At 45.0% G+C, this 26,659-nt stretch carries 24 protein-coding genes and 1 other RNA gene; 20 read left to right on the forward strand and 5 right to left on the reverse strand.

The window, feature by feature from the left end:
• The first annotated feature begins 31 nt into the window (after positions 1–31).
• The 5 genes from rpoD (at position 32) to rnpB (ending at position 4,434) form a co-directional block, all read left to right on the forward strand.
• Positions 32–1,165 (forward strand): RNA polymerase sigma factor RpoD, encoded by a 1,134-nt coding sequence (gene rpoD, locus NST45_RS04045; protein WP_036683799.1) that lies wholly within the window; start codon positions 32–34, stop codon positions 1,163–1,165.
• Positions 1,166–1,275: 110 nt separating this feature from the next.
• Positions 1,276–2,100, forward strand: a complete 825-nt coding sequence (locus tag NST45_RS04050; RefSeq protein ID WP_076141828.1) for a hypothetical protein — start codon at positions 1,276–1,278, stop codon at positions 2,098–2,100.
• Positions 2,101–2,105: 5 nt separating this feature from the next.
• Positions 2,106–2,876 (forward strand): class I SAM-dependent methyltransferase, encoded by a 771-nt coding sequence (locus NST45_RS04055; protein ID WP_036683946.1) that lies wholly within the window; start codon positions 2,106–2,108, stop codon positions 2,874–2,876.
• Positions 2,852–3,967 carry a Nif3-like dinuclear metal center hexameric protein gene (locus NST45_RS04060; protein WP_036683794.1) on the forward strand — a complete coding sequence of 372 codons (1,116 nt, stop codon included), beginning with the start codon at positions 2,852–2,854 and terminating at the stop codon, positions 3,965–3,967. Before NST45_RS04055 ends, NST45_RS04060 begins: the two co-directional genes overlap by 25 nt.
• Before the next feature lie 64 nt (positions 3,968–4,031).
• Positions 4,032–4,434: RNase P RNA component class A (gene rnpB / locus NST45_RS04065), an RNA gene on the forward strand.
• A 1,340-nt stretch (positions 4,435–5,774) separates the two neighbouring features.
• On the opposite strand, the gene NST45_RS04070 is transcribed toward rnpB, so the two are convergent.
• On the reverse strand, positions 5,775–6,995 hold the full coding sequence (locus NST45_RS04070; RefSeq protein ID WP_339824964.1) for a PLP-dependent aminotransferase family protein: 1,221 nt from the start codon (positions 6,993–6,995) through the stop codon (positions 5,775–5,777).
• A 93-nt stretch (positions 6,996–7,088) separates the two neighbouring features.
• On the opposite strand from NST45_RS04070, the gene NST45_RS04075 reads away from it, so the two are divergent.
• Positions 7,089–8,519, forward strand: coding sequence for a PLP-dependent aminotransferase family protein (locus NST45_RS04075; protein ID WP_076098537.1), 1,431 nt, complete (start codon positions 7,089–7,091; stop codon positions 8,517–8,519).
• 5 nt (positions 8,520–8,524) lie between these two features.
• On the opposite strand, the gene NST45_RS04080 is transcribed toward NST45_RS04075, so the two are convergent.
• Complete coding sequence (locus NST45_RS04080) at positions 8,525–10,459, reverse strand: S8 family peptidase (protein ID WP_339824967.1); 1,935 nt, start codon at positions 10,457–10,459, stop codon at positions 8,525–8,527.
• A gap of 316 nt (positions 10,460–10,775) precedes the next feature.
• Between NST45_RS04080 and NST45_RS04085 the strand changes: the two genes are divergently transcribed.
• The 6 genes from NST45_RS04085 (at position 10,776) to thiI (ending at position 15,499) form a co-directional block, all read left to right on the forward strand.
• On the forward strand, positions 10,776–11,273 hold the full coding sequence (locus NST45_RS04085) for a YpuI family protein (protein WP_036683764.1): 498 nt from the start codon (positions 10,776–10,778) through the stop codon (positions 11,271–11,273).
• Positions 11,274–11,438: 165 nt separating this feature from the next.
• Positions 11,439–11,660, forward strand: coding sequence for a DUF1540 domain-containing protein (locus NST45_RS04090; protein WP_036683762.1), 222 nt, complete (start codon positions 11,439–11,441; stop codon positions 11,658–11,660).
• Positions 11,661–11,672: 12 nt separating this feature from the next.
• A complete protein-coding gene (locus NST45_RS04095; RefSeq protein WP_036683759.1) occupies positions 11,673–12,083 on the forward strand; it encodes a hypothetical protein in 411 nt (136 codons plus the stop codon).
• A 187-nt stretch (positions 12,084–12,270) separates the two neighbouring features.
• Entirely contained in the window at positions 12,271–12,975 is a 705-nt protein-coding gene (locus tag NST45_RS04100; RefSeq protein WP_038572880.1) for a lytic transglycosylase domain-containing protein, read from the forward strand.
• Positions 12,976–13,057: 82 nt separating this feature from the next.
• Entirely contained in the window at positions 13,058–14,209 is a 1,152-nt protein-coding gene (locus NST45_RS04105; protein ID WP_076098539.1) for a cysteine desulfurase family protein, read from the forward strand.
• 9 nt (positions 14,210–14,218) lie between these two features.
• Positions 14,219–15,499 (forward strand): tRNA uracil 4-sulfurtransferase ThiI, encoded by a 1,281-nt coding sequence (thiI, locus tag NST45_RS04110; protein WP_232061544.1) that lies wholly within the window; start codon positions 14,219–14,221, stop codon positions 15,497–15,499.
• Between the two features lie 66 nt (positions 15,500–15,565).
• On the opposite strand, the gene NST45_RS04115 is transcribed toward thiI, so the two are convergent.
• A complete protein-coding gene (locus tag NST45_RS04115; protein ID WP_076098540.1) occupies positions 15,566–16,258 on the reverse strand; it encodes a TerC family protein in 693 nt (230 codons plus the stop codon).
• 172 nt (positions 16,259–16,430) lie between these two features.
• On the opposite strand from NST45_RS04115, the gene NST45_RS04120 reads away from it, so the two are divergent.
• From NST45_RS04120 to NST45_RS04145, 6 genes are all read left to right on the forward strand, one after another.
• Positions 16,431–17,090 carry a TerC family protein gene (locus NST45_RS04120; RefSeq protein ID WP_036683728.1) on the forward strand — a complete coding sequence of 220 codons (660 nt, stop codon included), beginning with the start codon at positions 16,431–16,433 and terminating at the stop codon, positions 17,088–17,090.
• Positions 17,091–17,310: 220 nt separating this feature from the next.
• On the forward strand, positions 17,311–17,820 hold the full coding sequence (locus tag NST45_RS04125; protein ID WP_076098541.1) for a hypothetical protein: 510 nt from the start codon (positions 17,311–17,313) through the stop codon (positions 17,818–17,820).
• Positions 17,821–18,025: 205 nt separating this feature from the next.
• Positions 18,026–19,867 carry a translational GTPase TypA gene (gene typA / locus NST45_RS04130; protein ID WP_036683723.1) on the forward strand — a complete coding sequence of 614 codons (1,842 nt, stop codon included), beginning with the start codon at positions 18,026–18,028 and terminating at the stop codon, positions 19,865–19,867.
• A 129-nt stretch (positions 19,868–19,996) separates the two neighbouring features.
• Positions 19,997–20,293, forward strand: a complete 297-nt coding sequence (locus tag NST45_RS04135; RefSeq protein ID WP_036683721.1) for a YlaH-like family protein — start codon at positions 19,997–19,999, stop codon at positions 20,291–20,293.
• A gap of 82 nt (positions 20,294–20,375) precedes the next feature.
• Positions 20,376–21,476 (forward strand): LCP family protein, encoded by a 1,101-nt coding sequence (locus tag NST45_RS04140; RefSeq protein WP_076141837.1) that lies wholly within the window; start codon positions 20,376–20,378, stop codon positions 21,474–21,476.
• A 101-nt stretch (positions 21,477–21,577) separates the two neighbouring features.
• Entirely contained in the window at positions 21,578–22,030 is a 453-nt protein-coding gene (locus NST45_RS04145; protein ID WP_036683715.1) for a pyridoxamine 5'-phosphate oxidase family protein, read from the forward strand.
• A gap of 56 nt (positions 22,031–22,086) precedes the next feature.
• Here the strand turns inward: NST45_RS04145 and NST45_RS04150 are convergent, their stop codons facing one another.
• Positions 22,087–22,662, reverse strand: coding sequence for a YhcN/YlaJ family sporulation lipoprotein (locus NST45_RS04150; RefSeq protein WP_036683713.1), 576 nt, complete (start codon positions 22,660–22,662; stop codon positions 22,087–22,089).
• A gap of 107 nt (positions 22,663–22,769) precedes the next feature.
• Here NST45_RS04150 and NST45_RS04155 point away from each other — a divergent pair, with 107 nt between their 5' ends.
• Together NST45_RS04155 and NST45_RS04160 are read left to right on the forward strand one after the other, a co-directional pair.
• Entirely contained in the window at positions 22,770–24,101 is a 1,332-nt protein-coding gene (locus tag NST45_RS04155; protein ID WP_036683710.1) for a PhoH family protein, read from the forward strand.
• Positions 24,102–24,309: 208 nt separating this feature from the next.
• Positions 24,310–25,536, forward strand: a complete 1,227-nt coding sequence (locus NST45_RS04160; RefSeq protein ID WP_036683707.1) for an extracellular solute-binding protein — start codon at positions 24,310–24,312, stop codon at positions 25,534–25,536.
• Here the strand turns inward: NST45_RS04160 and NST45_RS04165 are convergent.
• Positions 25,528–26,655 carry a hypothetical protein gene (locus NST45_RS04165; protein ID WP_235219499.1) on the reverse strand — a complete coding sequence of 376 codons (1,128 nt, stop codon included), beginning with the start codon at positions 26,653–26,655 and terminating at the stop codon, positions 25,528–25,530. The two genes, NST45_RS04160 and NST45_RS04165, sit on opposite strands and share 9 nt — an antisense overlap.
• Between the last annotated feature and the right edge of the window lie 4 nt (positions 26,656–26,659).

The raw sequence follows: 26,659 nt of genomic DNA on the forward strand, positions 1-26,659 counted from the left end.
AGGATGTACCTAGGGAGGAGGGAGTCGAATTATGGCGAACGATCAGCATACTGAATTGGAAGCAGAATTTACTTTGGATCAGGTGAAGGATCAGCTCATTGAGCAAGGTAAGAAAAGATCATCATTAAATTACAAAGATATTATGGAGAAATTATCGCCGTTTGATCAAGACCCCGAGCAAATGGAGGAGTTCTACGAGCAACTCAGTGATTTGGGAATTGAGGTTGTAAACGAGAACGATGAAGAGGTTAACAGCCTCCGACCAAGCGAGGATAATGAGGATAAAGACAGCGATGATTTCAGCTTTGATGACGATCTGTCACTGCCACCAGGGATCAAGATTAATGACCCTGTCCGTATGTATCTAAAAGAAATCGGACGCGTTCCTTTGTTGTCGGCTGACGATGAAGTTGAGCTTGCTATGCGGATTAAGAATGGCGATGAAGAAGCTAAACGCCGTCTTGCAGAAGCGAACCTGCGTCTCGTAGTAAGTATCGCGAAACGTTATGTCGGACGCGGTATGCTGTTCCTGGATCTGATTCAGGAAGGTAATATGGGTCTGATCAAAGCAGTAGAGAAATTTGACCATAATAAGGGATTCAAATTTAGTACGTATGCTACTTGGTGGATTCGCCAGGCCATCACTCGTGCGATTGCGGATCAGGCGCGTACCATTCGTATTCCTGTACACATGGTGGAAACGATCAACAAGCTGATTCGGGTTTCTCGCCAATTGCTGCAAGAACTGGGACGCGAACCTTCCCCAGAGGAAATTGCGGCTGAGATGGAACTGACGGTTGAGAAAGTTAGAGAGATCATGAAGATTGCCCAAGAACCTGTATCCTTGGAAACACCAATTGGTGAAGAAGATGACTCTCATCTGGGAGATTTCATTGAGGATCAGGAAGCATTGGCTCCTGCGGATGCAGCGGCTTATGAACTCCTGAAGGAACAACTGGAGGATGTGCTGGACACGCTCACGGAGCGTGAAGAGAATGTACTTCGCCTGCGTTTTGGCCTTGATGATGGACGGACAAGAACGCTTGAAGAAGTCGGCAAGGTGTTTGGTGTTACCCGGGAACGGATTCGCCAGATCGAAGCCAAAGCATTGCGCAAACTTCGTCACCCTAGCCGCAGTAAACGGCTTAAGGATTTCCTTGAATAGTATTTCATGAACTGGACCTTCTGCTGCTCAGTGGCAGGAGGTTCTTTTATTTGAATTTACGCTGGTAAAAAATGTGTTGACCTTGTGTATCTGGAAAGAAGGATGAACCAGTGAATTTGGAAAAACGCGACATCATTATAAAAGAGATTCAGTATTGGAGAAAAAGCCGGTTGCTGCCAGAGCAGTATTGCGATTTCTTAACCAATCTGTATGACGATGAGGATGCGAATAAGGATAACAATCCAATTTCGCTGAGAAATTTACAGCAGGGAAGCATCAAAATTTGGCTGTTTTCTTTTGGAATTATTTCCTTGATTTTCTTGATTAGTCTTTATTTTAGCGTTTTTCCTTGGCCTTTGCAACTTGCAACCGCACTATCTGTATTAATTATTTGTTATGGATACTCCGCCGTTTATAAGGACCGGAACAATGTTATCAGTCTTATCCTAGCGGGGCTGGGCAGTGTTTTAACGCTTGGTTTTGGGCTATGGCTGATTGATTTGCATGATCTGGATCCTCAGCTCTGGAGGCCTATTCTAATTGGGTGCTGCGGCTTGTTATGGTGTATTTTGGGATTTTTACTCCGGATAGGTTTGTTGCAGTACTGTGGTTTTGCTTTTTGGGCATTACTGTATGCAGGGTTCTTCGGTGGAAGAAGCCCGGAGGCCTCTATATTTGAACTGGAGTTCCTATGGCTGCCATTGTGTGTGCTGATGGTATGGTTAAGCTGGCTTTTGCATCATAAGGTAAGCGGTGTTGCCAGTGTTTATTTTGCAGTGGGAGTATCGCTTTGGATCATGCCAGAGCTTGACGCTCTTTTATTAAGACAGGATTATCCGCAGTGGATTTCATTGATGCTGATCCTAAAGATTGCAGCAGGGTTAGCTTTGTTGTTCGGGTTTCGAAAAAAATGGATAACGTGGGTGGCAACATGAACAATGTGAAATTATCAGATCGGCTTCAGCAATTGCTGGAGCAAATTCCGCAAGGAAGCAGATTAGCAGATATCGGTTCCGATCATGCCTTGCTTCCTGTGGCCGCTGTCGAAAGCGGTAAGGCTGTGTTTGCAATTGCAGGTGAAGTAAACCCGGGTCCCTTTGATGCTGCTTGTAAGGGCGTTGCAGAGGCTGGACTAGGGAAGGTGATCTCGGTGCGCCGAGGAGACGGCCTTGAGGTTCTGGAACCTGGTGAAGTCAATTGTATCACGATTGCTGGCATGGGAGGCGCATTAATTGCCGCGATTCTGGACCGGGGTCAAAGCCAAGGTAAGCTAAAGGATGTTACAACCCTTTTGCTTCAGCCGAATGTAGGCGAGGATATTTTGCGCCGCTGGTTATTAAATAATAAATGGGTACTCGTAGCTGAGAGAATTTTGGAAGAAGACGGGAAGTTATATGAAGTATTGACGGCTGTACCAGAAAATACGGACGCTGGAATTACAAATGAAAGTGTATATCGTGACTTAACCCTGGGGGATTCCACTAAGGTCCTTGGGCAAGAGGCCTTGCTGCAAATGGGACCATGGCTGCTTCAAGCGCCAAATGCTGTGTTTTTTGCTAAGTGGCAGGGTGAGATTCAGAAATTGGAAGGCATTTTAACATCGTTGTCACGTTCAGAACTAGAATCTGCTGAGAATAAACGGAAACAGATTCAAGGTCAGATCAGGGAAATTACGGAGGTGCTACAATGTTTGCCAAGGGACAAACAGTAATTCAGTATATGGAGCAACTGGCTCCTAAGCATTTAGCTGAGGATTGGGACAAAATTGGCCTTCAACTGGGCACGCTGCAAAAAGAAATAACTAATGTATTAGTTGCTTTAGATGTGAATGATGAGGTAGTTGAAGAAGCGATTCGTCTAGGCTGCAATTTGATTATTGCGCATCATGCGATTATTTTCCGTCCATTGCAAGGAATCCAGACAGACACACCGACGGGCAAAATGTATGAAAAATTAATCAAGAATGACATTGCGGTGTACATCAGCCACACGAATCTGGATGTTACCGAGGGTGGAATGAATGATTGGATGGCTGAAGCTCTTGGCATAGAAAACGGAGTACCCATCAAAGACATTCATTCAGAGCAATTATCAAAGCTGGTAGTATTTGTGCCGAAGGATCATCATCAGAAGGTTCTGGATGCTATTCTGAATGCTGGAGCCGGTGCAATTGGCAACTATAGTCATTGCAGCTTCAATATCGAGGGATACGGTACTTTTATTCCAGGAGAAGGCACGGATCCTTATATCGGGGAAAAAGGTAAGATGGAACGTGCCGAGGAAATTCGTATTGAGACGATCGTCCCGCACTCCATCCGCAATAAAGTGGTGCAGGCTATGCTTAAGGCCCATCCTTATGAAGAGGTTGCCTATGATTTATATTCAATGGATCTTAAGGGCCGCAGCTTAGGACTTGGGCGGGTAGGAAAGCTCAAAGAGCCTACAACCCTTGGACAATTCGTGGAGACGGTAAAAAAAGGTCTGAAGGTAGACCATGTACGGGTTGTTGGTGATTTGGACCGTCCGATTCGTAAAGCCGCTGTTCTCGGTGGCTCGGGTGGAAAGTATTATAACAGTGCTATTTTCCGTGGTGCGGATGTCCTGGTTACTGGGGATCTGGATTATCATACAGTTCAGGATGCTGCGCTCGCCGGAATCACTCTGATTGATCCGGGACATAATGCGGAGAAGATCATGAAAGAGAAAGTAGCGGAGTGGATGGCTGGAAAATTGGCCGAGCATAAGTATGATACAGCTGTACATGCTTCGCAGGTGAATACGGAGCCATTTAAGTTCCTATAAAATTGCCATTTAATAATGCTTGTGCCAGACATGTGATGTCTGTATAATATATAATGTTGTTCGGAAAGTTTGACAGACAATCGCCGGTGACGTGAAGACGTCACGGGAGGAAAGTCCGGGCTCCATAAGGCAGGATGCTGGATAACGTCCAGTCGGCGCGAGCTGAAGGATAGTGCCACAGAAATGGACCGCCGATGGCCGCCTTAGGGCGGCACAGGCAAGGATGGAACCGAGGTGTAAGAGACCCCGAGGAACGCTGGTGACTTCGTTCCTGGTAAACCCCATCTGGAGCAAGACCTAATGAGACGCAGCTGAATAAGCAGCCTTAGCCTGAGGCGCGTCTAGGTTGGTCGCTGGAGCTGTGCAGTAATGTATGGCCTAGATAGATGATTGTCGCTTATGGTGGGAGGGTAGTTCCCGATCGAACCACGACGAGCACAGAACCCGGCTTACGGCAAACTTTCCTAACTGCAACGTTATAATAACAACACCATACAAACGGCGACGTATCCCGGTAACCCGGCTACGTCGCCTTTTTTGTTGCAAACAAATGCGGATAAGGCAAATATATAAAGCAGTGATGCGTGAAAATGCAGGTGTTTAGTAACGTGATATGCAGAAATTGGATTTTTTAAAAGAATTGCTAGCGGCTGATGGGCTGATGACTGGTGGTTGATGAGCTGATGGCTGATGGCTGGTGGTTGATGAGCTGATGACTGGTGGCTGGTGGTTGATGAGCTGATTGTTGATGGCTGGTGGCTGGTGGTTGATGAGCTGATGGGCTGATGACTGGTGGTTGATGAGCTGATGGCTGATGGCTGATGGCTGATGGCAGATGGCAGATGGCAGATGGCAGATGGTTGATGGGCTGATGAGCTGATATGCTAACGGACCGAGATGCAGCTATTTGTGTATTTTATGCCTTTTTGGAGGAGTTTCGGACTGGAGAGCCGTTATTCGGCATAAACAGGGTGGATATCGGGCGTTTTGAATCCAATAGTGACTATGGAGTCCGATAGCAAACTAAATGAGCGGAATTGATGCAAATAAGAGCGCTGGGGTCCGATACGAACCTCCCGAACTCCCGAACTCAGAACTCCAGAACTCCAGAACTCCAGAACTCCAGAACTCCAGAACTCCAGAACTCCAGAACTCCAGAACTCCATAGTTACTTTGACGCCAGAATTAGATTAGTAGCTAGCAAACTGTAACAATGCGGAGCTTGGCTAATCTTCTGCGGGAAGATTGGAGTTAGTAGCAAAATATCAATTGTAACCTCTGGCTGTAACTTCGCTGTGAAATCGGAGTTAGTTGAATGGCAGATGTGTTGAGTAACTAAAGGATGTTTGGTGATGCCGACGGCGAAATGTGGGAATGCGATATGTGATGTGTAAAAATTGCTGAATGGGGAAATACGAAAATGAGATGTGTAGAGAGGCTGAAATATGGAATGCGATATATGACGAGCAAAAATTGCTGAATGTGGAAATAGGAAAATGTGATCTGTAGAAGCGCTGAAATGTGGAAATCAGAAATATGACGTGTGAAAATCGCTGAATGTGAAATGTGAAGATACGAAATGAGCTGTGCAGAAACGCTGATTGTGGAATTGCGAAATGAGATTTGCAAAAACGCTAAAAGTAGAAATGCGAAAATTTGATTTGCAGAAATGCGTAAAGGTAACATTCTGCAAATGCGCAAAAGTGAAAACGCAGAAATCTGCTCACAAAAAATGGCTTCTCCGTCCAATAAAGGATGGAGAAGCCGTTTTAATTAGCTATCGTGGCTATTGATTACGAGCAGTTATTCACGACCGAACGATGTTTTGATTTTGCTGCCATTGAACCAATGCTTTCTCTAGACGTTGAACAGCAACATGAACTAGTTCGGGTGGCGTATGCGTGAAGTTAAGGCGCATTTTGCTTTTGTGAGGCTCCGCTGAATAGAATACCTCTCCTGGAACAAACGCTACTCCGTTTTCCACTGCCAGCGGGAGTAATTCCTTAGTGTTAATCTCTTCGGAAAGTGTAAGCCATAGGAACATGCCGCCTCTTGGTTCAAGGAAATATGCTCCTTCCCAGTTATGTGATCTGAGCTCCGCGGACAGGAGCTTCATACGCGAATGATACTCTCTTGAGATGAGGCGGATATGCTGCTCAATATCAAAATGCAACAGCAGCTCATCTAAAGCACGCTGGTCGATGGTGCTGGAATGCAGATCGGCTGCTTGCTTCGCCTTGGCGATGGTCTTGATTAGTTCGGAATCGCCGATAATCCAACCCGTGCGCAGGGCAGGGGCGACGATTTTGGAGAAGGTCCCTGTGTAGACTACACAATAATCCCCGCCGAAGCTTCTATCGATGGAGGCTAGTGAGGGGGGATATAGAGTTTTATCTTCATCAAAGGTTATTTCTCCATAGGGATTGTCCTCTAGAATAAGAACACTGTAACGGCGGCAGATTTCAACCACCTGCTCGCGGCGCTCTTTACTCCAGGTTGCTCCAGACGGATTGTTGAAGGTCGGAACTGCGTAGAGCAGTTTTGGTCGATGTACCCGAATCTGCTCCTCCAATTGATCTGGCAGAATGCCATGTTCGTCGTTTGGTATCGTATGAATAGCAGCCCGGTAAGAACCGAGTACCTGTAGTGCTGCCAGATAGGTGGGCGCTTCCACAAAAACTGCATCGCCGGGATCCAGCAATATTTTGCATAACAGATCTATAGCTTGCTGTGAGCCTGTAGTCAGCACCATCTCAGAGGATGTAACCGGGATGCCTTGCCGGGTAAGTCTTTCAGCGATTTTGTCACGTAGTGGAGTAAAACCCTCGGTTAGCCCATATTGAAGCGCTGAGGTATCGCTGGAGAGCACACGATTATAGGCATCGCGTACGGCCTCCAAGGGAAACAAATCCTCCCCAGGCAGCCCGCCTGCAAGTGAAATGATGTCATTGCCCTGTGTAACTTTTAGAATCTCCCGAACTGCTGATGACCCTAGATGATTGGCTGCCGTTGAGTATTTGATATCCATAAATTAGTTCTCCACCTTTCGAATTGATGCTATCATAATAGGAGCGCTGTATAACAGTAAAGCGTTGAATATAACAGTGGAGGTGAAGGGTTCATGCATATCGATTTGAATCGCAGCGGCAGCAAAACTCTGCCCCATCAAATCAGTGAAACCCTCAGTCAGCGGATCTCATCAGGACTGCTTCAGCAAGGTGTCCGGCTGCCCTCCGTTAGAAGTCTAGCTATAACATTGAACGTGAGTCAGGTTACAGTAAGCAAGGCTTACGATATGCTTGAGAGACGAGGACTTATTTACTGCAGACAGGGCAAAGGCTGCTTTGTAGCCGATCCAACCCATAATAGACGTCACGAAGAGGGTTGCTGGCAGGATTTATATGATGATTATTTGCCGCGGGCTCAGCTTTGGCGGAATTTTGATGTTTCGGAAGTGAAATATCCCTTTCATTTAGCCGCCATCCACAGTGAGCTGCTGCCACTTCAAGATATTGGTGACACCTACGCGTCCTTGGTCAAAGAGCAACCGGAGCTTATGGCGACCTACGGAAATTTTCAGGGAGATCTTAAGCTGCGGAATGTCATGAGAGAACATTTGAAATCGCGTGGGATTTCGCTAACTTCTTCCGATTTGATGATAACCAGCGGGACCCAGCAAGGCATTGATCTGGTGGCTCGTACATTTGTTGGTCCTGGAGATACAGTCTATCTTGAGGCGCCTAGCTATACTGGTGCTATTGATGTATTTGCGGGACGAGGTGCAGAGATGATTTTTGTACCTACGGATAGTGAAGGGATGCGGGTGGATGTTCTTACAAAAATGTGTGATCAAAGACCCCCAAAGCTAATTTATACCATCCCTACATTTCAAAATCCAAGCGGCGTAACTATGAGCATCACAAGAAGGCAACGACTGCTGGAATTAGCGCGCAGCTACCGTTGCCTCATTGTTGAGGATGACCCATTTAGTGATTTATATTTCCATGCACCTCCACCGAGGGCGATTAAATCAATGGATCCCGATGGACATGTAGTCTATATGAAAAGCTTTAGCAAAGTACTTGCTCCTGGTTGCCGAATTGCCTGTGTAGCCGCTGAAGGAAATATTCTGTCCCGGCTGATCGCCGCTAAATCTGCGAGTGACCTTGGAAGTCCCTTGCTGACACAGAAGGCCGTATTACCCTTCATCGCTGAAAAATACGACGCCTACGCAGCACAGCTACGAATTACACTCCGTGGTCGTATGGAAAAGGCGGCGAAGCTTCTGAAGCTGTACGCGCCGCCTGGAGTGAACTATATGCTACCAGAGGGAGGACTTAATCTCTGGCTGGAGCTGCCCCCTTCTCCTGATATCGCAAGCCTGCATGACTTGGCGGAGCAGGAGAGCATTTCTTTTTTACCCGGTGATGTCTGTTACTCTGCGGAAACGCCTTCCCGCCACATCCGTCTTTGCTATTCTCAAATGAAGGAACCGGAGATGGAGGAAGGGTTGCAGCGGTTTCTTCAGTTACTTGGCCGGTTTTTGCAATGACACGGTTAAGGGGTGTTCTTTGTTTTTTGTTTTAATTGATTCATTTGCTGGCGTACATGTTGAGGGAAAAGCTGCAATGGGACTTGATTGCCGCTTGCCGCTTGTAGCGTTTTATAAATATCGACCTGACCCCAGCCAAAATATTTATCATGGCCGGAAGTTCCCAGATCCACAGCGTTTTTGGTCATAAGGTCCATAACTTCCTTATTCGTCAGATTAGGATTTAGTGAACGTACCAGACCCGCCAGCGCAGCGACATGGGGACTGGCCATTGACGTGCCGGATAAAGCGGCATATTGACTGTCCGGATAGGTGCTTGCGATGCTTTCTCCGGGTGCAGCGACATCAATATAATCGCCGTAGTTGGAGAAGGAGGCTTTTTCCCCTGAAGCATTTGTAGCAGCCACTGCAATCACTTCGGGATAAGCTGCAGGGTATCCAGGCCGCTCTGTATTATCATTGCCTGCTGCAGACACAAGCACGATGTCCCGGTCATAGGCGTATTTAATCGCATCATGAAGGAACTGAGAGTCGGCATAATTCCCTAAACTTAAGTTAATAACCTTTGCACCATTGTCAGCTGCCCATATGATACCTTCTGCTACGGAATAAGTCGTTCCGGCACCTGAGTTATCTAGCGCTTTTACAGGGAGGATCTTATTGTACCAGCTGATGCCAGCTACACCTTCTCCGTTGTTAACAAGTGCGCCAATGATTCCAGATACATGTGTACCGTGACCTACATCATCCTCGGGTGTGGAACCATTAGTAATGGCATTATAACCAGTCAAAAGCTTACCTTGTAAATCAGGATGATTAATCTGTACTCCCGTATCCACCACGGCCACAACCACTTCTTTGCTGCCTTTGGAAAGATTCCACCCTAGCTCGGTTTCAATCGCCGGGAGGTTCCATTGGTAAGTGGAGAATAACATGTCGTTAGGAGTGACAGTTCCTTCAGCGTTTTTAGTGATGGTATCATTGGTTAAATACATATAGTGAGGTTCCGTATATTCGGGATGCCATTTGTTGGTGAAATAGGATTTGAGCTGATAGTAGGTCATCTTCTCAGAGCGAAAGATATAGGCATATCCCAGCTTGCGTGGCTGCTTGCAGTGGATATCGGCGACTATCGTCTGGAGCTGTCCTTGAGTCGGAGTATTTCCCTGAAAACGGACTACAATTTCATTCTCATAAAAATGGCTGGCATTTTCGTTATCATGGCCTGTCTTGACCGTAATGTCCTTTAAGTTATCGGTATGGACTGATTCCACATGGTATTTGCCTTCCTTAGGATACGGAATGAGACGCAGGTTCTTCAGCTGATGGTCTGCCACACGCCCAAGCACCTTTTGGTTGATAAGTGCAATAATCCCTACATTTTTTTCTTTGTTCCGCTGAGCGATAAAGTAATATTTTTCTTTACCAATTGTAAACGTTGGAGATTCATAGGATTGATGACCGTGGATTGCTGATTTTGCCGTATTGAGATATTTTTGAAGCTGCTTGTTCTCCTGTTCGGTTCCTTTTGGAAAAGATGACTTAAAGGTCTCAGTCTTTTGTGTGCGAAAATCGATCCACATCAGCATGGAGATAAACCCGTGGTCTTGCTGCAATCGTTTCGCATACACTGATTTATCATGAATCGAAGACATCCCGTCTGTTTCAGACAGGAGTTTAGTTAAATGTCTACTGACATCGACTCTATTCAGATGATCTGTCGCCTCCACATCCTGGCCTAAGGAGGTTTTCTTTAATGTTTTTTCCTGAGAGGGATTTGGAGGTGAATGCAAAGCTGAAGTTGGAGCCGGATTCTGAACAGCGACTTTAGCGGCATCTCTGGTCGTCCCATTAGTGGCAGGCCGCAGGGCAAAGGTAAGTAACCCAACTGTAAAAGCTGCTGTAACCAAACCTGCAACTGTTAGATTTTTTCGTGACATGATTTCCGCTCCTCTATGCAATGTAATGTCTATAGGTTTAGAAGAGAGCGTATCTTTTATGCATCTTAGAAAAGGATACCTTCCTAACGTTTTTTATGATAATATCAGAGAGAATAAGTATCTCGAATTGTCTTCTTGATTTTGTAAGAGATACCTCATTAGATGTTGTTCTTAATAATTGTTCAGAAGGTTAGACTTCTCTGTGTTCACATCCTGATATTGCAAGAATAAAGAGATACGTCCTTAGGGCGGTTTCTTTCAGAGGATTAACTTTATTGACTACAAGAGCAGGGAATAATAAGGAGGAGCAACCGCTATGTCAGCAGCCAATGTGCAGAAATTATGTGAATCGACGAGAGATAAACTTAAAGTGGTAATCGACAAAATGGAAGTATTTCTAAATGAGCATGCATTGCCTCAGCTTGTAGTTGAGGGAGATGAGGAAACTGTACAATTTTACCAAGGTTTTCTGTCCGATCTTCGTCATCTATTAGTGTTCTCGGAAATGTCATATGAGAAATTAGGCGTTGCGCTGCGTCGTGCGACATTCGATGAATCTTTTGCACAGAAAGCGCTTTATAATGTATATCACTATGGCGTGAACAACTTCTTTTATCCGAAAAATGAAAGCTATTCTGAAGATGGCCGTTACGCTTATACTGGTCAGGATGCAATCCGTTTCCGCAAAAAGCCAGTACGTCCCGCACGTGATATCATCCTAGAAATCACCAAAACGTATGAAGATCTTCGCGATGATCTCATTTATTATGAGAACGACTATTTGACCGAGAAACGTATGCAAAATCAGGTTTAACTTCTAAATAGTGATCTAAAGGGATCAGCACTTTGTCATTTTGTAATGACGATGAGCTGGTCCTTTTTTGCGTGGATTGAAAGCCTGTCTCGATACATCAACTGGAAACCACTCTGTCGAATAGCGGGTAAATGGAGCGGACATAATGAAGCCGAGGTGATAATTATGTCGAGTGAAAAACCATTAGTAAAATGTAGCGTGAGCAATTGTCATTATTGGGGTGAGCATAATTTATGCCGGGCTGAAGAAATTGTCATTGAGATCGATAAGCACGTAGGCAATGGTTATAAGGAAGAATATGCTGAAGAAATGACGAATGAAGGTCACCGCGATCATGCCAGTACATCATCTGCAACATGTTGTCTGACGTTTAAGCCGAACGCTTAGGAGGCCGCCAGAATGGACACAGAAAAGGATAATGAATCAAGCTCATCACGGGAACAATCCGTTCCGAGAAAAGTCATTCTTCGTCCGCGGAGAGTGGACTATCCTCGTCGGGACAGAGAGCATCGCGAAGAATACGCTGCTGAGGTAAATCCGGTTCCAATGCAGGTACGGGATGCCCCGCGTATAGTGGAAGAGCGCAAGGACAGTGAAGCGGAATATAGTGGAAGCCGGGTAATGGGGTATGTTGGACTGGGGATGGGAATCGCCTCATTGTTCATCTGGTCCTTTATTCTCGGACCCATCGCTGCCGTAGTTGGTTATTATTCCTATGTCAAAGAGCAAAAAACGCTTGGGGCATGGGCAATGGGCTTAGGGATTGTTGCGACACTAAGCTACTTCGTGATGATTCCCTTTGCGCGCTAAAAAGAACTGAATTGCTTTGATCTAAACAGGCTTTTAGACCTAAATATCAGGGTCTGAAGTCTGTTTTTTCATTCCAACATATAGCAATAATCTCAGATAAAATGTAAGATTAAGCCGTAATTCATCGAAATTTCAACGCGAAACCTTATATATGATTCGAGTAGGACAAAAAAAGGAGTGCGCCAGCATGCAGATCAATCCCGCTGTAACCGACGGGTTAGGGCAGCTTAAATGGATCAACCTTAAGGCTACAACCGAAAAAACTAGCTCCGCGAATGGAAATGAACGGTCAACGGGGGTTTCAGCTTCTGGATTTGCGACAATGCTTCAGGCAATGTCAACGAGTAGTGAAAGTTCAAGCTATTTGACCTCTCTCCCGGATGCAACTTCAGTCAGCAGCTTGTTATGGCAGCAGATAGGTGGGACAACAGAAACCTTCAATAACATAATTTCCGGGGAAATAACGGGTTCTACACCTACAAGCTATGATGATCTCATCCAGAAGGCGAGTGCTAAATATGGCGTGCCGATTGATCTGATCAAAGCAGTGATTGATACTGAATCTTCGTTTAATCCTAATGTGGTCTCTTCGGCAGGGGCTAAAGGTTTAATGCAGCTTATGGATGGCACCGCGAGCGGCTTAGGGGTTACTGATTCGTTCGATCCGGCGCAAAACATTGATGGCGGCGTACGTTATTTATCTTATCAACTGAAACGCTTTGGCGGAGAGGAAAAGATGGCACTTGCAGCGTACAACGCAGGGCCGGGACGGGTAACAGATCTTGGAGTAACCAATGATCAGGAATTATTGGAGAAACTTAGCCTGCTTCCAAAAGAGACACAGTCTTATATCTTCAAAATAGAACGCGCTCGCGCTCAATACGCGGTATAATAAAAAGGATCAAACGGGAAACACCGTTTGATCCTTTTTCGATAATAAGTTCACTCAACGAAGTAAAGGAGACATTTGACATATGCTTTACTGGGATTATGCCGCCGCTACACCGCCCTATGAAGAAGTGGTGCAGACGATGGAACAAATTATGAAGCTGCATTATGCGAACCCTTCCTCTTTGCACCGTGCGGGCAGTGAAGCGGGTAAGCTGATCAGACGGTCGCGTGAAGTATGCGCTGCTGCTTTATCTGTACAACCGCAGGAGATTCTATTTACTTCTGGTGCAACGGAAAGCAATAATTTGGCGATAAAAGGCGCTGCTCTGCAATATCAGTCTAGAGGCCGCCATTTGGTAACTACAGAAATAGAGCATCCCTCTGTATATGAGAGTTTCCTGCAATTGCAGCGAATGGGCTGGGAGGTTACTTTTGTAGCACCCGATAGCACTGGCGTTGTTGATCCTGAGCGCGTAGCTGCTGCTGTCCGGCGCGACACAGTGCTTGTTAGTGTGATGCATGTCAATAACGAGATTGGAACGATACAACCGCTTAAAGAGATGGGTAAGCTGATTAAAGCTGTGAATCCGCGAACCTTATTTCATGTAGATGGTGTTCAGGGATATGGTAAGCTTGCAGTTGATCTAAAGGATTGGCAGGTGGATCTTTATAGCCTGTCTCCTCATAAGCTTCGAGGCCCACGTGGAGTGGGATTACTGTATATCAAAGATGGAATTAAGCTATTCCCATTGCTTACAGGGGGCTCTCATGAAGAAGGACAACGCGCTGGAACTGAAAATGTACCTGCGATTGTCGCATCCTCCAAAGCTATCCGCATGAGTGGTGAGCAGCGCGAAACCTTCGTTGCCCAGTTGGTTCCACTCCGAGATCGATTATTACGCTTCTTGCGCACCGTTCCTGAATTTGTTATAAACAGCAGAGAGGATGGAGCTCCCCATATTGTGCATTTCTCTTACCCTGGCATGAAGGGAGAGGTATTCGCCCGCAAGCTGGAGGAACTGGGGATGGTAGTCTCCACCCGCTCGGCTTGCTCCTCACGACTGGCTGAGCCTAGTCGTGTGTTATTGTCTATGGGTAAAGATGTCTCCAGTGCTTTAGGTGGGATTCGTATTAGCCTTGGCGACAGTCATACAGATGAGGATGTCTCTGCGCTTGAGCAAGCATTAACCAGTGCGGTACAAGCTTTAAAGATTGCTGAAGGAGGAATGAAGTAACAAATGAGCATGATGAACAAGGAATCTGCAGAAGGCAGAGCCCATAGTATAGAATACGCTGATATGCTGCTCCTGCGTTTTGGGGAGTTTACTTTAAAGGGCAAAAATCGTACCCGATTTGAAAAAACCGTACTGCGTCATGTGAAGGAATTGATTAAGCCTTATCCAAACGTAGTTCTGAGCAAGGAATTCGGAAGAATTTACGTGGAACTGAACGGGGAATCTGCGATTGAATTGGTACAAGCACTGAAGAATGTCTTTGGCATTGCTTCTGTCAGTCCAGTGAAGGTTTCTAAGTCAGAGCTTGAGGATATTGTAGCGGTAAGCCGTCAATTTTTGGAGATAATCGCGCCTGCTCCGGGCACCAGATTTAAGGTTAATGCTCGGCGGGTATGGAAAGAGTTCCCTTACGGCTCCATTGAGATGAATAAACTGATCGCGACACCACTATTGCAAGGATATCCTGGCCTCACCGTAGACGTTAAATCGCCTGAATTAGAGCTGAGGGTCGAAATTCGTCAGGGACATACTTATATTTTCTGTGAAAATATTGCCGGTGTAGGTGGATTTCCATTAGGCACTAACGGAAAAGCGATGTTATTGCTGTCCGGTGGCATTGATAGTCCCGTAGCAGGCTGGTCATCCATGCGGCGCGGACTTGAAGTGGAGTGCGTGCATTTCTACAGTTATCCTTATACAAGCGAGCTTGCTAGACAAAAGGTTGTGGATCTTGCGCGAGTATTGTCACGTTATGCGGGTGTAATCAAGCTGCATCTGGTACCCTTTACAGAAGTGCAGACTTCCTTTACCGGCATCGGCCAGGATAATCTGATTATTACACTGATGCGGCGGGCAATGCTGAGAATTACTACCCAGCTTGCGGAGCGCGAAGGTGCATTGGCGATTGTAACCGGGGATAGTCTGGGACAAGTCGCTAGCCAGACCTTGCCAAGCATGAACGTGATTGGCCGGGCGACAACCCTCCCCCTTCTGCGTCCGCTGGTAATGATGGACAAAAGTGATATCGTGGACCTGTCGAAGAACATCGGTACCTATGATTTGTCTATCCTTCCTTATGAGGATTGTTGTACTTTATTTGTTCCAAAATCACCTACAACAAATCCGAATTTACGGATTGTGGATAAGATAGAGGCTACGCTTCCGGGATATTCTGAACTTCTGGAAGCAGCGATTGAAGCCACAGAGACTGTGTTAATCACTCCCTATGGAGATGAGAAGCCTAGTGATGTTGTAAGTGTTGAGGCTGGATTACAGGAAGAATGGTTCTAAAATAATAAACCAAAAAACTGCCTTGGAGCGTAGTGAAATCTACGTTCTGAGGCAGTTTTTTGTGGTTTAGACGATTGTGCCCTCCTGAGGCTCTTCTGGTTTTGATTGGCGTTTCCAATGTCCCGCTGCCAAGATACCTATAATGATCACGATTATAAACAGATATTTGAGCAGCGGATGATGATCAAAAAATGGCGCAAGCTGATGTTCATCCGTCATCATACTTGAAGCAGTAAAACCTAAGACAGCAGAACCAATATAAATGATCCATGGATATTTGTTGATTAATTTAATAAAAAGGGTACTTCCCCACACAACGATGGGGACACTGATCAGCAGTCCTATGATAACCAGTGAGATATTATGCTTGGCAGCTCCGGCAATGGCGATCACATTATCAAGGCCCATGGCAGCATCAGCTAAAATGATTGTACCTACAGCGGACCACAAGCTTTGACCTGCCTTGATATCTGTTGAAGTGTTCTCACTGGTTAACAGCTTATAGGCAATCAGAATGAGTAAAATCCCTCCGGCAAGCAGTAACCAGGGGATTTTCAACAGCCATACGACCAGAATCGTTGCGAAGATCCGCAACACTACAGCGCCTGCTGTTCCAAATACGATAGCCTTTTTTTGCGTGTCGGACGGTAAATTACGCGCTGCAAGTCCGATCACAATGGCATTATCTCCCGCCAGAATAAGATCTAGAAAAATAATGTTGAGCAGCGATAATATAAACTCCCAGATGGATGTATTCAAAGCGAAGTCACTCCCAAGTTTTGTTAGATTGAGCTGCAAAATATGCTTAGTTTTGTATACGCAAAAAAAGGAGCCAACATGCGTTCACGCTCAAAAAAAGTTGGACAGGAAGCATAGCTTGTCATTTCCGAACATACAAGTAGTTACATGTGACTCGGGGAGGTAAGTGCGAATGGATTCATTATTGCTCCTTGGTGAAATATTGATGATCAATCTGGTGCTGAGCGGAGATAATGCAATGGTTATCGCAATGGCCAGCAAGGATCTTTCGGCGAAGCACCGAAAGACTGCGGTATGGTGGGGCTCAGCAGGCGCAGTTGTTCTGCGGTGTTTGCTTACTTTTGTTGCGGTATTGCTATTAAAAATCCCTTATATTCAGGCTGGAGGGGGGATGCTGCTGCTATGGATAGCGTTCAAGCTGCTTTTGGAGGAAGAGGAGGATCTCAGAGTAAGGGAATCATCCTCAGTCTGGAAAGCAATCCGAACGATTCTTGTAGCAGACTTCATTATGAGTCTGGATAATGTACTAGCCATTGCAGGAGTAGCTAAAGGAGATTTGGCTTTAATTGTCATCGGGATTGCCCTTAGCATTCCGATAGTAGTGTGGGGAAGCGGCATCATTGTAGGCTGGCTGCACCGGTTTCCAGTGCTCGTATTTATCGGTGCTTATATACTGGCGTTTACAGCAGGGGATATGTTGCTTCAGGATGCAAAATTAGGGACAATGCTCTCCTTTTTATTCCCCTCCTTACATTCCTTTTTGCCCATTGCCTTAGGCATATTAGTTGTGGTTACGGGAGCAATTAAACGCAGAAAAACATCTGCAGGTTAATAAATTGCAATAAAAGGCAATACTAAACGGACATCTCCATAAATTGGAATTGTCCGTTTTTTTTGCGTGATCAGAAGTGCTTATAGACACTGATTAATCACAGGGAGTGATGGCATTTTGTGTATGTTTCGGATAATATATGAGTAAGAATCCTGTCGCTTTCAGGCTATAAGGTGACGAGGAAATGAGGTAGACGTGAAATTGAAGGGATGGGTGAAGGATGTCTTCAAAGAAAGATATACAGCTAGGAATTTTTATTGTTGCTGCTGGCATCGTGATTTTATTAGGTAAGCTGGGCGTCTTCGGATTTTTGGGCCGCGCGCTTTGGCCTCTAGTGATTTTAATTCCAGGAATAGTGCTGCACATGTTATTTTTCAGCCGTCGTGCTTCGGCCTCAGTATTGGTTCCTGCTGGGATATTAACGGTGTACGGTTTGTTGTTTGGCCTTTGCAATATTTGGGGATGGGGGCTTATGAGTAACTTATGGCCTGTGCTGCTGCTTGGTCTTGCCGTGGGCTTGTATGAATATTCTATCTATGAACCAAGACGGATGGGTGGACTATCAGCAATTGCTGTAACATTAGGCTTACTAAGCCTTGCACTTTGTATTTTCAGCCTTATGGGTACCGGTGCGATCTACCTGATCGGGATTGTATTAATAGCTGCAGGAATTTGGCTGATTACCGGTCGAGGCAGAGCACGTGGCCGGAATAGATGGTACCGAAGTTAATTGCTGTAGGATCTTGTGAAAAAAAACGGAAATTGGTAACTGTTTTTTCATAAAAAGACTTGCTTTTCATGGTGCTTTCACTATAATATTAATGTTATGTTGAAGCGTCGGCTTTCTGCCTGGCGCTTCTTTTGTGAGACTGCCGTGACATGCTATGAATTTTAACAGTTTTAATTTGATAAATGAGAGGATTTGGATACAAATCATGCATTCAAGAAAAGATATTCGCAACATTGCGATCATTGCCCACGTTGACCATGGCAAAACAACACTCGTCGATCAGCTCCTTCAACAATCGGGGATCTTCAGCGCCCATGAGCACTTGCAAGAACGTGCTATGGACTCTAATGATATCGAGCGGGAACGTGGAATTACAATCCTAGCTAAAAATACAGCAATTACTTATAAAGAGTTTTTGATCAACATTGTGGATACACCTGGACATGCTGACTTCGGTGGCGAAGTAGAACGGATCATGAAAATGGTTGACGGTGTATTGCTGGTTGTTGATGCTTATGAAGGCTGCATGCCGCAAACGAAATTCGTTCTGCGTAAAGCATTGGAACAAAAACTTACACCGATCGTTGTCGTGAACAAGATTGACCGTCCAGCTGCTCGTCCTAAGGAAGTTATTGATGAAGTGCTCGATTTGTTCATCGAACTTGAAGCAAATGACGAACAATTGGAATTCCCGGTTGTTTATGCATCTGCTCTTAATGGTACATCAAGCATGGATCCTGAGAAACAAGATGAAACGATGCTTTCGCTCTACGAAACCATCGTTGAACATATTCCAGCTCCAACCGAAAGTGTTGAAGAACCGCTTCAATTCCTCGTAACGTTGATGGATTATAACGAATACTTGGGTCGTATTGCGATTGGACGTGTTAACCGCGGTGTGATCAAACAAGGTCAATCTGTAACAGTTATTATGCGTGATGGTAAGAGCAAAACTGCACGTATCGAGAAATTGTTCGGCTTCCAAGGTTTGAAACGTATTGAAACAGAGCAAGCGGGCGCAGGGGATATTGTTGCTATTGCAGGGATCAAGGACATCAACATTGGTGAGACCATTGCTGATCCTGCAAACCCTGAAGCACTTCCGGTTCTGAAGATTGACGAGCCAACCATGCAAATGACATTCCTAGTGAATAACAGTCCTTTTGCTGGTAAAGAAGGTAAATGGGTAACTTCCCGTAAACTACGTGAGCGTCTCTTTAAAGAACTTGAAACAGATGTGAGCTTGCGAGTGGAAGAAACTGATAGTCCTGACGCATTTATCGTTTCTGGACGCGGTGAGCTTCACCTTGGTATTCTGATCGAGAATATGCGTCGTGAAGGTTACGAAATGCAAGTTTCTAAACCACAAGTAATCATTAAAGAAATCGACGGTGTCAAAATGGAGCCGCTTGAGCGTCTAATGATTGATATTCCAGAAGAAAGCATGGGCTCTGTTATGGAGAGTCTGGGTACTCGTAAAGCCGAAATGGTCAATATGATTAACAACGGTACGGGTCAAGTACGTCTGGAGTTCCTGATTCCTGCACGTGGTTTGATTGGTTACAACACTTACTTCTTGACTTTGACACGCGGTTACGGCGTTATGAACCATGCTTTTGACAGCTATGCTCCACTGGTTGCTGGTCAAGTTGGCGGACGTCATCAAGGTGTGCTTGTAGCAAGTGAGACTGGATCAACAACTCAATACGGAATCGTGGGTGTTGAGGATCGTGGTATTCTCTTCTTGGATGCAGGTACAGAAATTTATGAAGGTATGATCGTAGGTGAGCATACCCGTGATAACGATATTATCGTTAACATCTGTAAGGAAAAAGCACTTACCAACATGCGTACCTCAGGCAAAGATGATACTGTAAAAATGAAGACACCACGCACCTTCTCTTTGGAAGGCGCACTTGAATATTTGAACGATGATGAATATTGTGAAATTACACCTAAATCCATTCGTTTGCGTAAAAAGATTCTGAACAAAGGCGAACGCGAACGTGTAGAGAAACAACGTAAAACAGCACAAGCCAACGCGTAAACACATGCTTATGAATAAGACCGCCGGATTATTGCATCCGGCGGCTTTTTTTAATATAAGAAACAAAAAATTCCCCTACTGATGATATAATGTAAACGTATCTTAAATTTGGGAGGAGTGCGGTTATCTATGCAGGTGTGGTTCGCTGAGCATCCAATCGTCGCTTATATTGTTATCTTTATATTGCTTACTTTTGTTTATAATCAAGTCTTTCGTGTGAATCAAAAGTTATCGATTGGCAAGGAAATCATGCTCTACATAATGATGGCGATTGGCTCTGGCATGCTCCTAATTTTCCAACATGATAAGCTTCCGATTATCCAGTGTCTGTTGGTTGCTGTCGGATTAATGCTGATGGTACGGATACGTTATATAGTAGAAGCTCGACAGAAGAGAAAGGCCGCAGCAGCAGCGAAGAGATCGTAATCGCAACTTTTTTACCTTAAGGATCGTCTAATTAATGTAGCAATTCTAATTCTAAATGAAATGAAAAGGACTTTATTCTATTATGAGTACAAGAAACAGCGGTTTACCTCCAAGAGCAAACGGGCAACAACCTACTAATAGAAAACAGCCTGTGAAGGGTGTTTCTAAGAAAAAAACGAAAAAGAAAGTGAAAAAGAGAGGTTTTTTTGGCAGATTAGTTAGAGTATTGTTAACTTTGCTAATTATTGCGATCCTCGGCGTGCTGGGTTATGGTGGTTATCTGTATTGGAAGCTTGAGCATGGCGTATTTAATGCAGGGGTTGAGGGTACGGTTGCTCCAGGGCAATCCGCTTCAGAAAAGCCACTGACGATGCTTATACTGGGAACGGATAACAGACCTAAACACGAGTCTTATTTGACTGACGTAATCATGGTTGCAGCACTTAATCCTAAGACCAAATCAGCGACCATAGTTTCGCTTCCTCGTGATACCTATGTGGAGCTAAGCGGCTATAAGAAAACGAAGATTAATGAATTTTATGCTCGCTTCAAGGGTAAGGAGAAATCCTCCGGTCTACTGGCTGAAGACGAGATGAAGACGATGATGGGTAAGTATTTGGACATTGATGTAGATTATACAACGATTCTTGATTTTCAGGGCTTCCGGGATGTGGTGGACGAGCTTGGGGGAGTCGAAGTAAATATTAGTGAAAATATGTGTTATACAGACACTGTGGACGGCACGAATATCAATCTGAAAAAGGGTCCGGCAGAGCTGGATGGAAAAAATGCATTGGACTATGTGCGGTATCGTAAATCCAATTGCAAGCCTAAGACTAACGCTTCAGATGATTTTGATCGCAACAAACGCCAGAACGAAGTCCTGAATAGTCTGGTGGATCAGATGCAATCGCTTGGTGGCGTATTGAAAATCGGCAAGGTGCTTGATGCAGTGGACAGTAACATGAAGACAGATATCGAAAATTCGCAAATCAAAGATATGATTGCGACGTATTGGAAGATTTCCAAAGAGAATATCGAATTCAAGCCGGTTACTGGAACGTGGCGAAGTCCATATGTATATATTAATGATGAGGAGTTGGAGGCCGCTAAGAAAAGCTTGCAGGATCGAATTGCAGGAATTTCCACTGGAGCTGATTCGACAACTGCTGAGACGCCTTGAGGACCTTAATATCTTCCATAGCTAAAATTGAATGCAAGTTTCAGCCTGTGCTATAATATAATAAATCGAATGAATTAACGTCGCATAGGGGGCCAGTACTTATGTCCGAAGCCGTTGCTCAGCTGAATGAAACTTTGCTATCGATGCTGCAATCGGAAACCTTTGTTCTTCTAAACACAGTTGATGCGGAGACAGGCGGTCCTACATCCACAGCTATTTCGTGGCTTTATGCTGTTAGTCCTAGTACTGTGCGTTTGGCTATTGATCATCGTTCAAGACTTGTGAATAATATGAAGGTTAATCCATTAATAACTATAACTGTGTTTGGTGAAGGAACTGTCTATGCCATTAACGGTAGTGCTGCTGTAAGGCAGGACCCGCTAGAGGATGTTCCCTTTAAGATGTGCTGTTTTGATGTTGAAATTAAAGCGGTCCGCAACGCGCTTTTTTACGGCGCGCAGCTTGACTCCGCCCCAAGATATGCGAAAGTTTATGATGGACGTGCCGCTGAGAAGTTGGACGGACAAGTATTTGCTGCCATGAAAAAAGCCTAGTGAAAATATCACTGGGCTTTTTTTGAATTCTAAGGACTTCTTTTGTCCTTTATCCACTACTGTGCATTTCTTTGCGGCTTGGTATCCTCTGGCAGCTGTGGCATGATTCGTCCGATAATATCAGCCAGCTCGGATGAGAATCCGGAAATCGGATGTCCCTTGGAGATATGGCGGCTCATTTCCGCTAATCTGCTGGAGAGATCCATATCCGCTGTGACAAGCGCCCGTACACTTCTTGGGTCTTTGCGGATAGCTTCTGCTACAGAATATTTGATGCTTCCTACACGTGAGCGGCCTAGAGAACCTTCTACATCAAGACCAACAATGGCAACTTTGTTCATGACTACACAGTGTGCGCCATTTACACCGGGAACTCTTTTGGCCAACTGTTCAAAATGATCCTTAAGTGCAATTTCATTTTCTCCATTAACATTGACGGCTTGACCAGCTTTTGAGGTGGCTTTAGGATTAGTCGCACCATCATTGGACAATTGCCGAACCTCATGGTTCCCCGTACCCTTTACAGCATTCGCAGATTGTTTATTCTGAGGAGAGGGTGATGTCTTTTTATTAGCGATACCGCAGCTTGTCAGTAGCAGCAGTACCAGCAACAGACATATTGATTTTCTCATATGTGATTACTCCTTTCAGCCAATGAATCGTTTCTGTACCTTATCTTTTCCCTTGGCGGAAAGAGTTATGTATGATCAATCAAACCAGGCGCTGTGGAGGGGATAATATGAACAAGATATTTGTGCTAGATACCAACGTGCTTTTGCACGACCCCAATTCAATTTTCTCTTTCAAGGAGCATGAGGTGGTTATTCCGGCCGTTGTGCTGGAAGAAATCGACTCCAAGAAGCGCAATGCTGACGAAATCGGTCGGAATGCCCGTACGGTATCCCGATTGCTTGATGGACTCCGGGAACTAGGTCATTTGCATAGTGGTGTGGAACTGGAGCATGGAGGCAAGCTGAAGGTAGAACTTAACCATCGCAGTTTTGTGAAGGTACAGGAAATGTTTGGTGAGGTGTCTAACGACAATCGGATTTTGGCTGTTGCGCTCAATTATTTGAATGAAGAGAATGAGAAGCCTGATCCGCGTCCCGTTGTGCTTGTGAGCAAGGATGTACTGGTTCGTATTAAAGCGGATGTACTTGGAATTACGCCAGAGGATTATTTGTCAGATCGTACTGGAGACTTAAATGAACTATACACTGGTTACCAATCTCTGCAGGTGCATCCCGCATTGATTGATGAATATTATAGTCACCGCTCTCTGACGGTAAAACAGCTCGCGTTGTCGTATCCGTTGTACCCTCATGAATTTGTGATTCTCAAGGATGAGATTGGCACTGGCAAATCAGCTCTTCTCAAAGTGAATAGTGATGCCACACGTCTGGAGCCACTCTATCTGGGCAATGATTCGGTTTGGGGGATTAGCGCCCGTAATGCTCAACAACGAATGGCACTGGAGCTGCTGCTAAATGATGAAATCCCGCTCGTAACGATCACGGGTAAGGCTGGGACAGGGAAGACGTTATTGGCGCTTGCAGCCGGACTATTCAAAGTGGAGGATGAACATAAATACAAAAAATTGCTTATCGCCCGTCCGGTTGTTCCTATGGGTAAGGACATTGGTTACTTGCCCGGTGAGAAGGATGAGAAGCTTAGACCCTGGATGCAGCCTATTTATGATAATCTGGAATTCCTGTTCGATACCAAAAAAGCTGGCGATATCGATAAAATCTTAATGGGGTTAGGCAGTATACAGGTAGAAGCCTTAACCTATATTCGCGGCCGTTCAATCCCATCACAGTTCATTATTATTGATGAGGCGCAGAACCTTTCCCGTCATGAGGTGAAGACCATTGTCTCCAGAGCGGGAGAAGGAAGTAAAGTCATTCTAATGGGCGATCCGGAGCAAATCGATCATCCATATCTGGATGCTGCGAGCAACGGACTGAGCTATATCGTCGAGAAGTTTAAGCAGCAAGGGATTAGCGGACATATTACTTTGGAAAAAGGTGAACGTTCCCGCTTGGCGCAATTGGCCGCGGATCTACTCTAGCCGTTCATGAATCCAGTTTTCAGCCGGGAGAAGCAAACACTCCCGGCTTTTTCCTGCCCGCCCGGAAACGGCAGAGGAATTTAGGAGGTTATGGTTCTTAGAGCGTTTCACCCATATAATAGAAAGAGAACGGTTTCACAAACTAAAGACAAGCACCGGAGGGTTTGGTAAAATAGGGGAGACCAATCAAAAGGGAAGGTGGGAAATCGTGCTGAAACGCAAAAATTATTGGCTGCTTTTTGCAATTTTACTACTATCGCTGACAAGCCTGTCGCCCAGTATGGAATTGAGTACCAGTAACGATCCACGTCCTATGAAAAGACCGCAAAGTCAGTCGACCAATCCCTCTTCCGGAGATGAGGGAACTATAGATAGCTTACATATAAGAGTATCGTTAAATAGCGAAGAATTTAGTGAACTGGAGCTCCTTAGCAACCGTTATACCTTAGAAAGTGGAGTAAAGGTTATTTTAAGCAATGTGGATATTGAGGATGCCGATGAGGTATTGAAGCATGATTTAACGATCGGGGACAGCCCGGATATAGTCATGGCAGATGGACGAAGCATACTGGACTGGGCCACACGTGGATATTTATTGCCGATGGATGTGTATCAGAGCGTTCCGGGGAGTGCACCGTTAACACAGTTGATCCCCTTGATGCAGTGGAATGGATATAATTGGGGAGTCCCGTTAGATATAGATCCTTACGTGCTCGTTTATTCCCCACAACGGCTGGCGGAGCTGGGTTTTAATGCATTACCCAAAAGCCTCGAAGAGTGGAATATCCTGCTTCAGAATGTGCTTAAAGAGCAAGGAAAATATTTACTCGCGATGGATACCCGTAATCCTTATGGATTGTCAGCGGTAATGGAGAGCATGAATAGCAGCTTGTTAGCAGATAACCAAGAAGTGTTGAATTGGACTCAGAACGCCCGCAGTTATTTTTATCTCACCAGCCGCTACAATAAAGATGTCTGGGATATGCTACAAGGAGGTAGTGTCGCGGTTGCTTCTTTACCGTTATCCGAGTGGCAGAAGCATGGTAATTCATCCCTTGCTGCTGTTCCGGCGCTGACTGCCAATAACGGAGGTGGGTTTGAATCCTGTTACAGTCGATCTTTTGCCCTTCCAGCTCAATCTCAAAGTCCAAAGGAAGCTGTGAATTGGCTGACTTTTATCACCTCAGAGGATGCTCAGTTGGATTGGTTGGAGAATACGGGGAGCTTGCCGGCGCTTGATGTTCTTTATCGTTCGGAGCATGCTTTTAAATACAAACTTCCTTTCGATGTTGAGCTATTGCTGACAGAAGAAACCGCCCCGGAGGATGAGTCACAGGGCGGCTGGAGTAAGGTTGTTGAAGCTGTATCATTACTATTAACAGGGCAGATAGATGCGGAAGGCTACAAAGAATATCTAAAAGAAGGCCTAAAATGAAATGGAAAGCTTAACATGCAAGACGCCCTCTTGGCTATCTACTGCCGTGGCACGAAGGAAAGATACTATTTTTCCAGGATAAAAGCCTAAGTCAAATTCTTCTTCCAACGTTTTTCTTGTCGTGTCAGGCAATTCAAGACCATTAAATACAATATGATCGACTTGGAATATAAGGCCGTTGATCGGTTCTTCCTGAATGGTGTAGTGACCGGTCAGTGAAAGAGCTAGCGCTCCGCTTTTTCCAGTGGCAGTAATTGAACCGTCATTGAAATGAAAGGCGAAGTCTTTAAACAGCGAATTCTGTGATTGCAAAAATTCATTCAAATCCTCTTCCTTCAGGTTTAGCTCATAAGTCATTCCCTTTCGAGTCAGTACACCCTCTCGATTCTGAACAAACTGTGGTAGTTTATTCATTGCGGAGGATAACGCCTTGAAATATGTTTTTACCTCGTGCAGGCCGATATTCTCCCAATATAATGTGAATTCTTTAAGTAGAGTACTCATATTTTCAGGATCGCTGCTATTTTTAATCCCACCCTCAATTTCCTTGTTGAGCGCGTTTACCCGAACTTGCTGTTCCTCCAGAGCCGTGCGCAGCCGGGCGAGCTCTTCCGAGTTTCGCTTCGCAGTCTGAATGGTATCCTTCAAATCCTTATATTGTTCTTCATATTGTGAGAGAATATCGCGGTCATTCCCAATAATAATCTCATAATAATCGAACAGAGCCAGGAATCTGCTGATACTTTTTGCTGAAAAAAACGCGACCAGAAGATTATCTCTATCCCCCATATAATAAGAACGCACAACTGCACCTGCCCGTTCCTGTTGGTCCGCAATGGCTGTTTTTTTCTGGGTAGCTTGTCTGTTCAAGCTTTCTACCTTTTGTTCAAGCGCTTTTTGTTCGGCTGTAATCTTGATGATTTCACGTTCAATTTCTGCAGAAGACAAGGTCTGTTCAAGTAGTTTACGGGTTTCTTCATTATCTGGTATAGCAGAGTTGAAAAAATCACCGCTAGGATCGGCAGACAAGTACTTCACAGGTTGTAACGGAAACAAAGTACAGCAGAAGAGAATTAGTATGGTTGCAATCATGCGGCTTTGTAAATTGCGGGAGCGCACCACA

The organism is Paenibacillus sp. FSL R7-0163, from assembly GCF_037969975.1.
Taxonomy (GTDB): domain Bacteria; phylum Bacillota; class Bacilli; order Paenibacillales; family Paenibacillaceae; genus Paenibacillus_AQ; species Paenibacillus_AQ odorifer.

Coding starts and splice junctions, on each gene's coding strand:
- rpoD (WP_036683799.1), top strand. CDS start 32: ATGGCGAACGATCAGCATACTGAATTGGAAGCAGAATTTACTTTGGAT.
- NST45_RS04060 (WP_036683794.1), top strand. CDS start 2,852: ATGTTTGCCAAGGGACAAACAGTAATTCAGTATATGGAGCAACTGGCT.
- NST45_RS04070 (WP_339824964.1), bottom strand. CDS start 6,995: ATGGATATCAAATACTCAACGGCAGCCAATCATCTAGGGTCATCAGCA.
- NST45_RS04075 (WP_076098537.1), top strand. CDS start 7,089: ATGCATATCGATTTGAATCGCAGCGGCAGCAAAACTCTGCCCCATCAA.
- NST45_RS04080 (WP_339824967.1), bottom strand. CDS start 10,459: ATGTCACGAAAAAATCTAACAGTTGCAGGTTTGGTTACAGCAGCTTTT.
- NST45_RS04085 (WP_036683764.1), top strand. CDS start 10,776: ATGTCAGCAGCCAATGTGCAGAAATTATGTGAATCGACGAGAGATAAA.
- NST45_RS04090 (WP_036683762.1), top strand. CDS start 11,439: ATGTCGAGTGAAAAACCATTAGTAAAATGTAGCGTGAGCAATTGTCAT.
- NST45_RS04095 (WP_036683759.1), top strand. CDS start 11,673: ATGGACACAGAAAAGGATAATGAATCAAGCTCATCACGGGAACAATCC.
- NST45_RS04100 (WP_038572880.1), top strand. CDS start 12,271: ATGCAGATCAATCCCGCTGTAACCGACGGGTTAGGGCAGCTTAAATGG.
- NST45_RS04105 (WP_076098539.1), top strand. CDS start 13,058: ATGCTTTACTGGGATTATGCCGCCGCTACACCGCCCTATGAAGAAGTG.
- thiI (WP_232061544.1), top strand. CDS start 14,219: ATGATGAACAAGGAATCTGCAGAAGGCAGAGCCCATAGTATAGAATAC.
- NST45_RS04120 (WP_036683728.1), top strand. CDS start 16,431: ATGGATTCATTATTGCTCCTTGGTGAAATATTGATGATCAATCTGGTG.
- NST45_RS04125 (WP_076098541.1), top strand. CDS start 17,311: ATGTCTTCAAAGAAAGATATACAGCTAGGAATTTTTATTGTTGCTGCT.
- typA (WP_036683723.1), top strand. CDS start 18,026: ATGCATTCAAGAAAAGATATTCGCAACATTGCGATCATTGCCCACGTT.
- NST45_RS04135 (WP_036683721.1), top strand. CDS start 19,997: ATGCAGGTGTGGTTCGCTGAGCATCCAATCGTCGCTTATATTGTTATC.
- NST45_RS04140 (WP_076141837.1), top strand. CDS start 20,376: ATGAGTACAAGAAACAGCGGTTTACCTCCAAGAGCAAACGGGCAACAA.
- NST45_RS04145 (WP_036683715.1), top strand. CDS start 21,578: ATGTCCGAAGCCGTTGCTCAGCTGAATGAAACTTTGCTATCGATGCTG.
- NST45_RS04150 (WP_036683713.1), bottom strand. CDS start 22,662: ATGAGAAAATCAATATGTCTGTTGCTGGTACTGCTGCTACTGACAAGC.
- NST45_RS04155 (WP_036683710.1), top strand. CDS start 22,770: ATGAACAAGATATTTGTGCTAGATACCAACGTGCTTTTGCACGACCCC.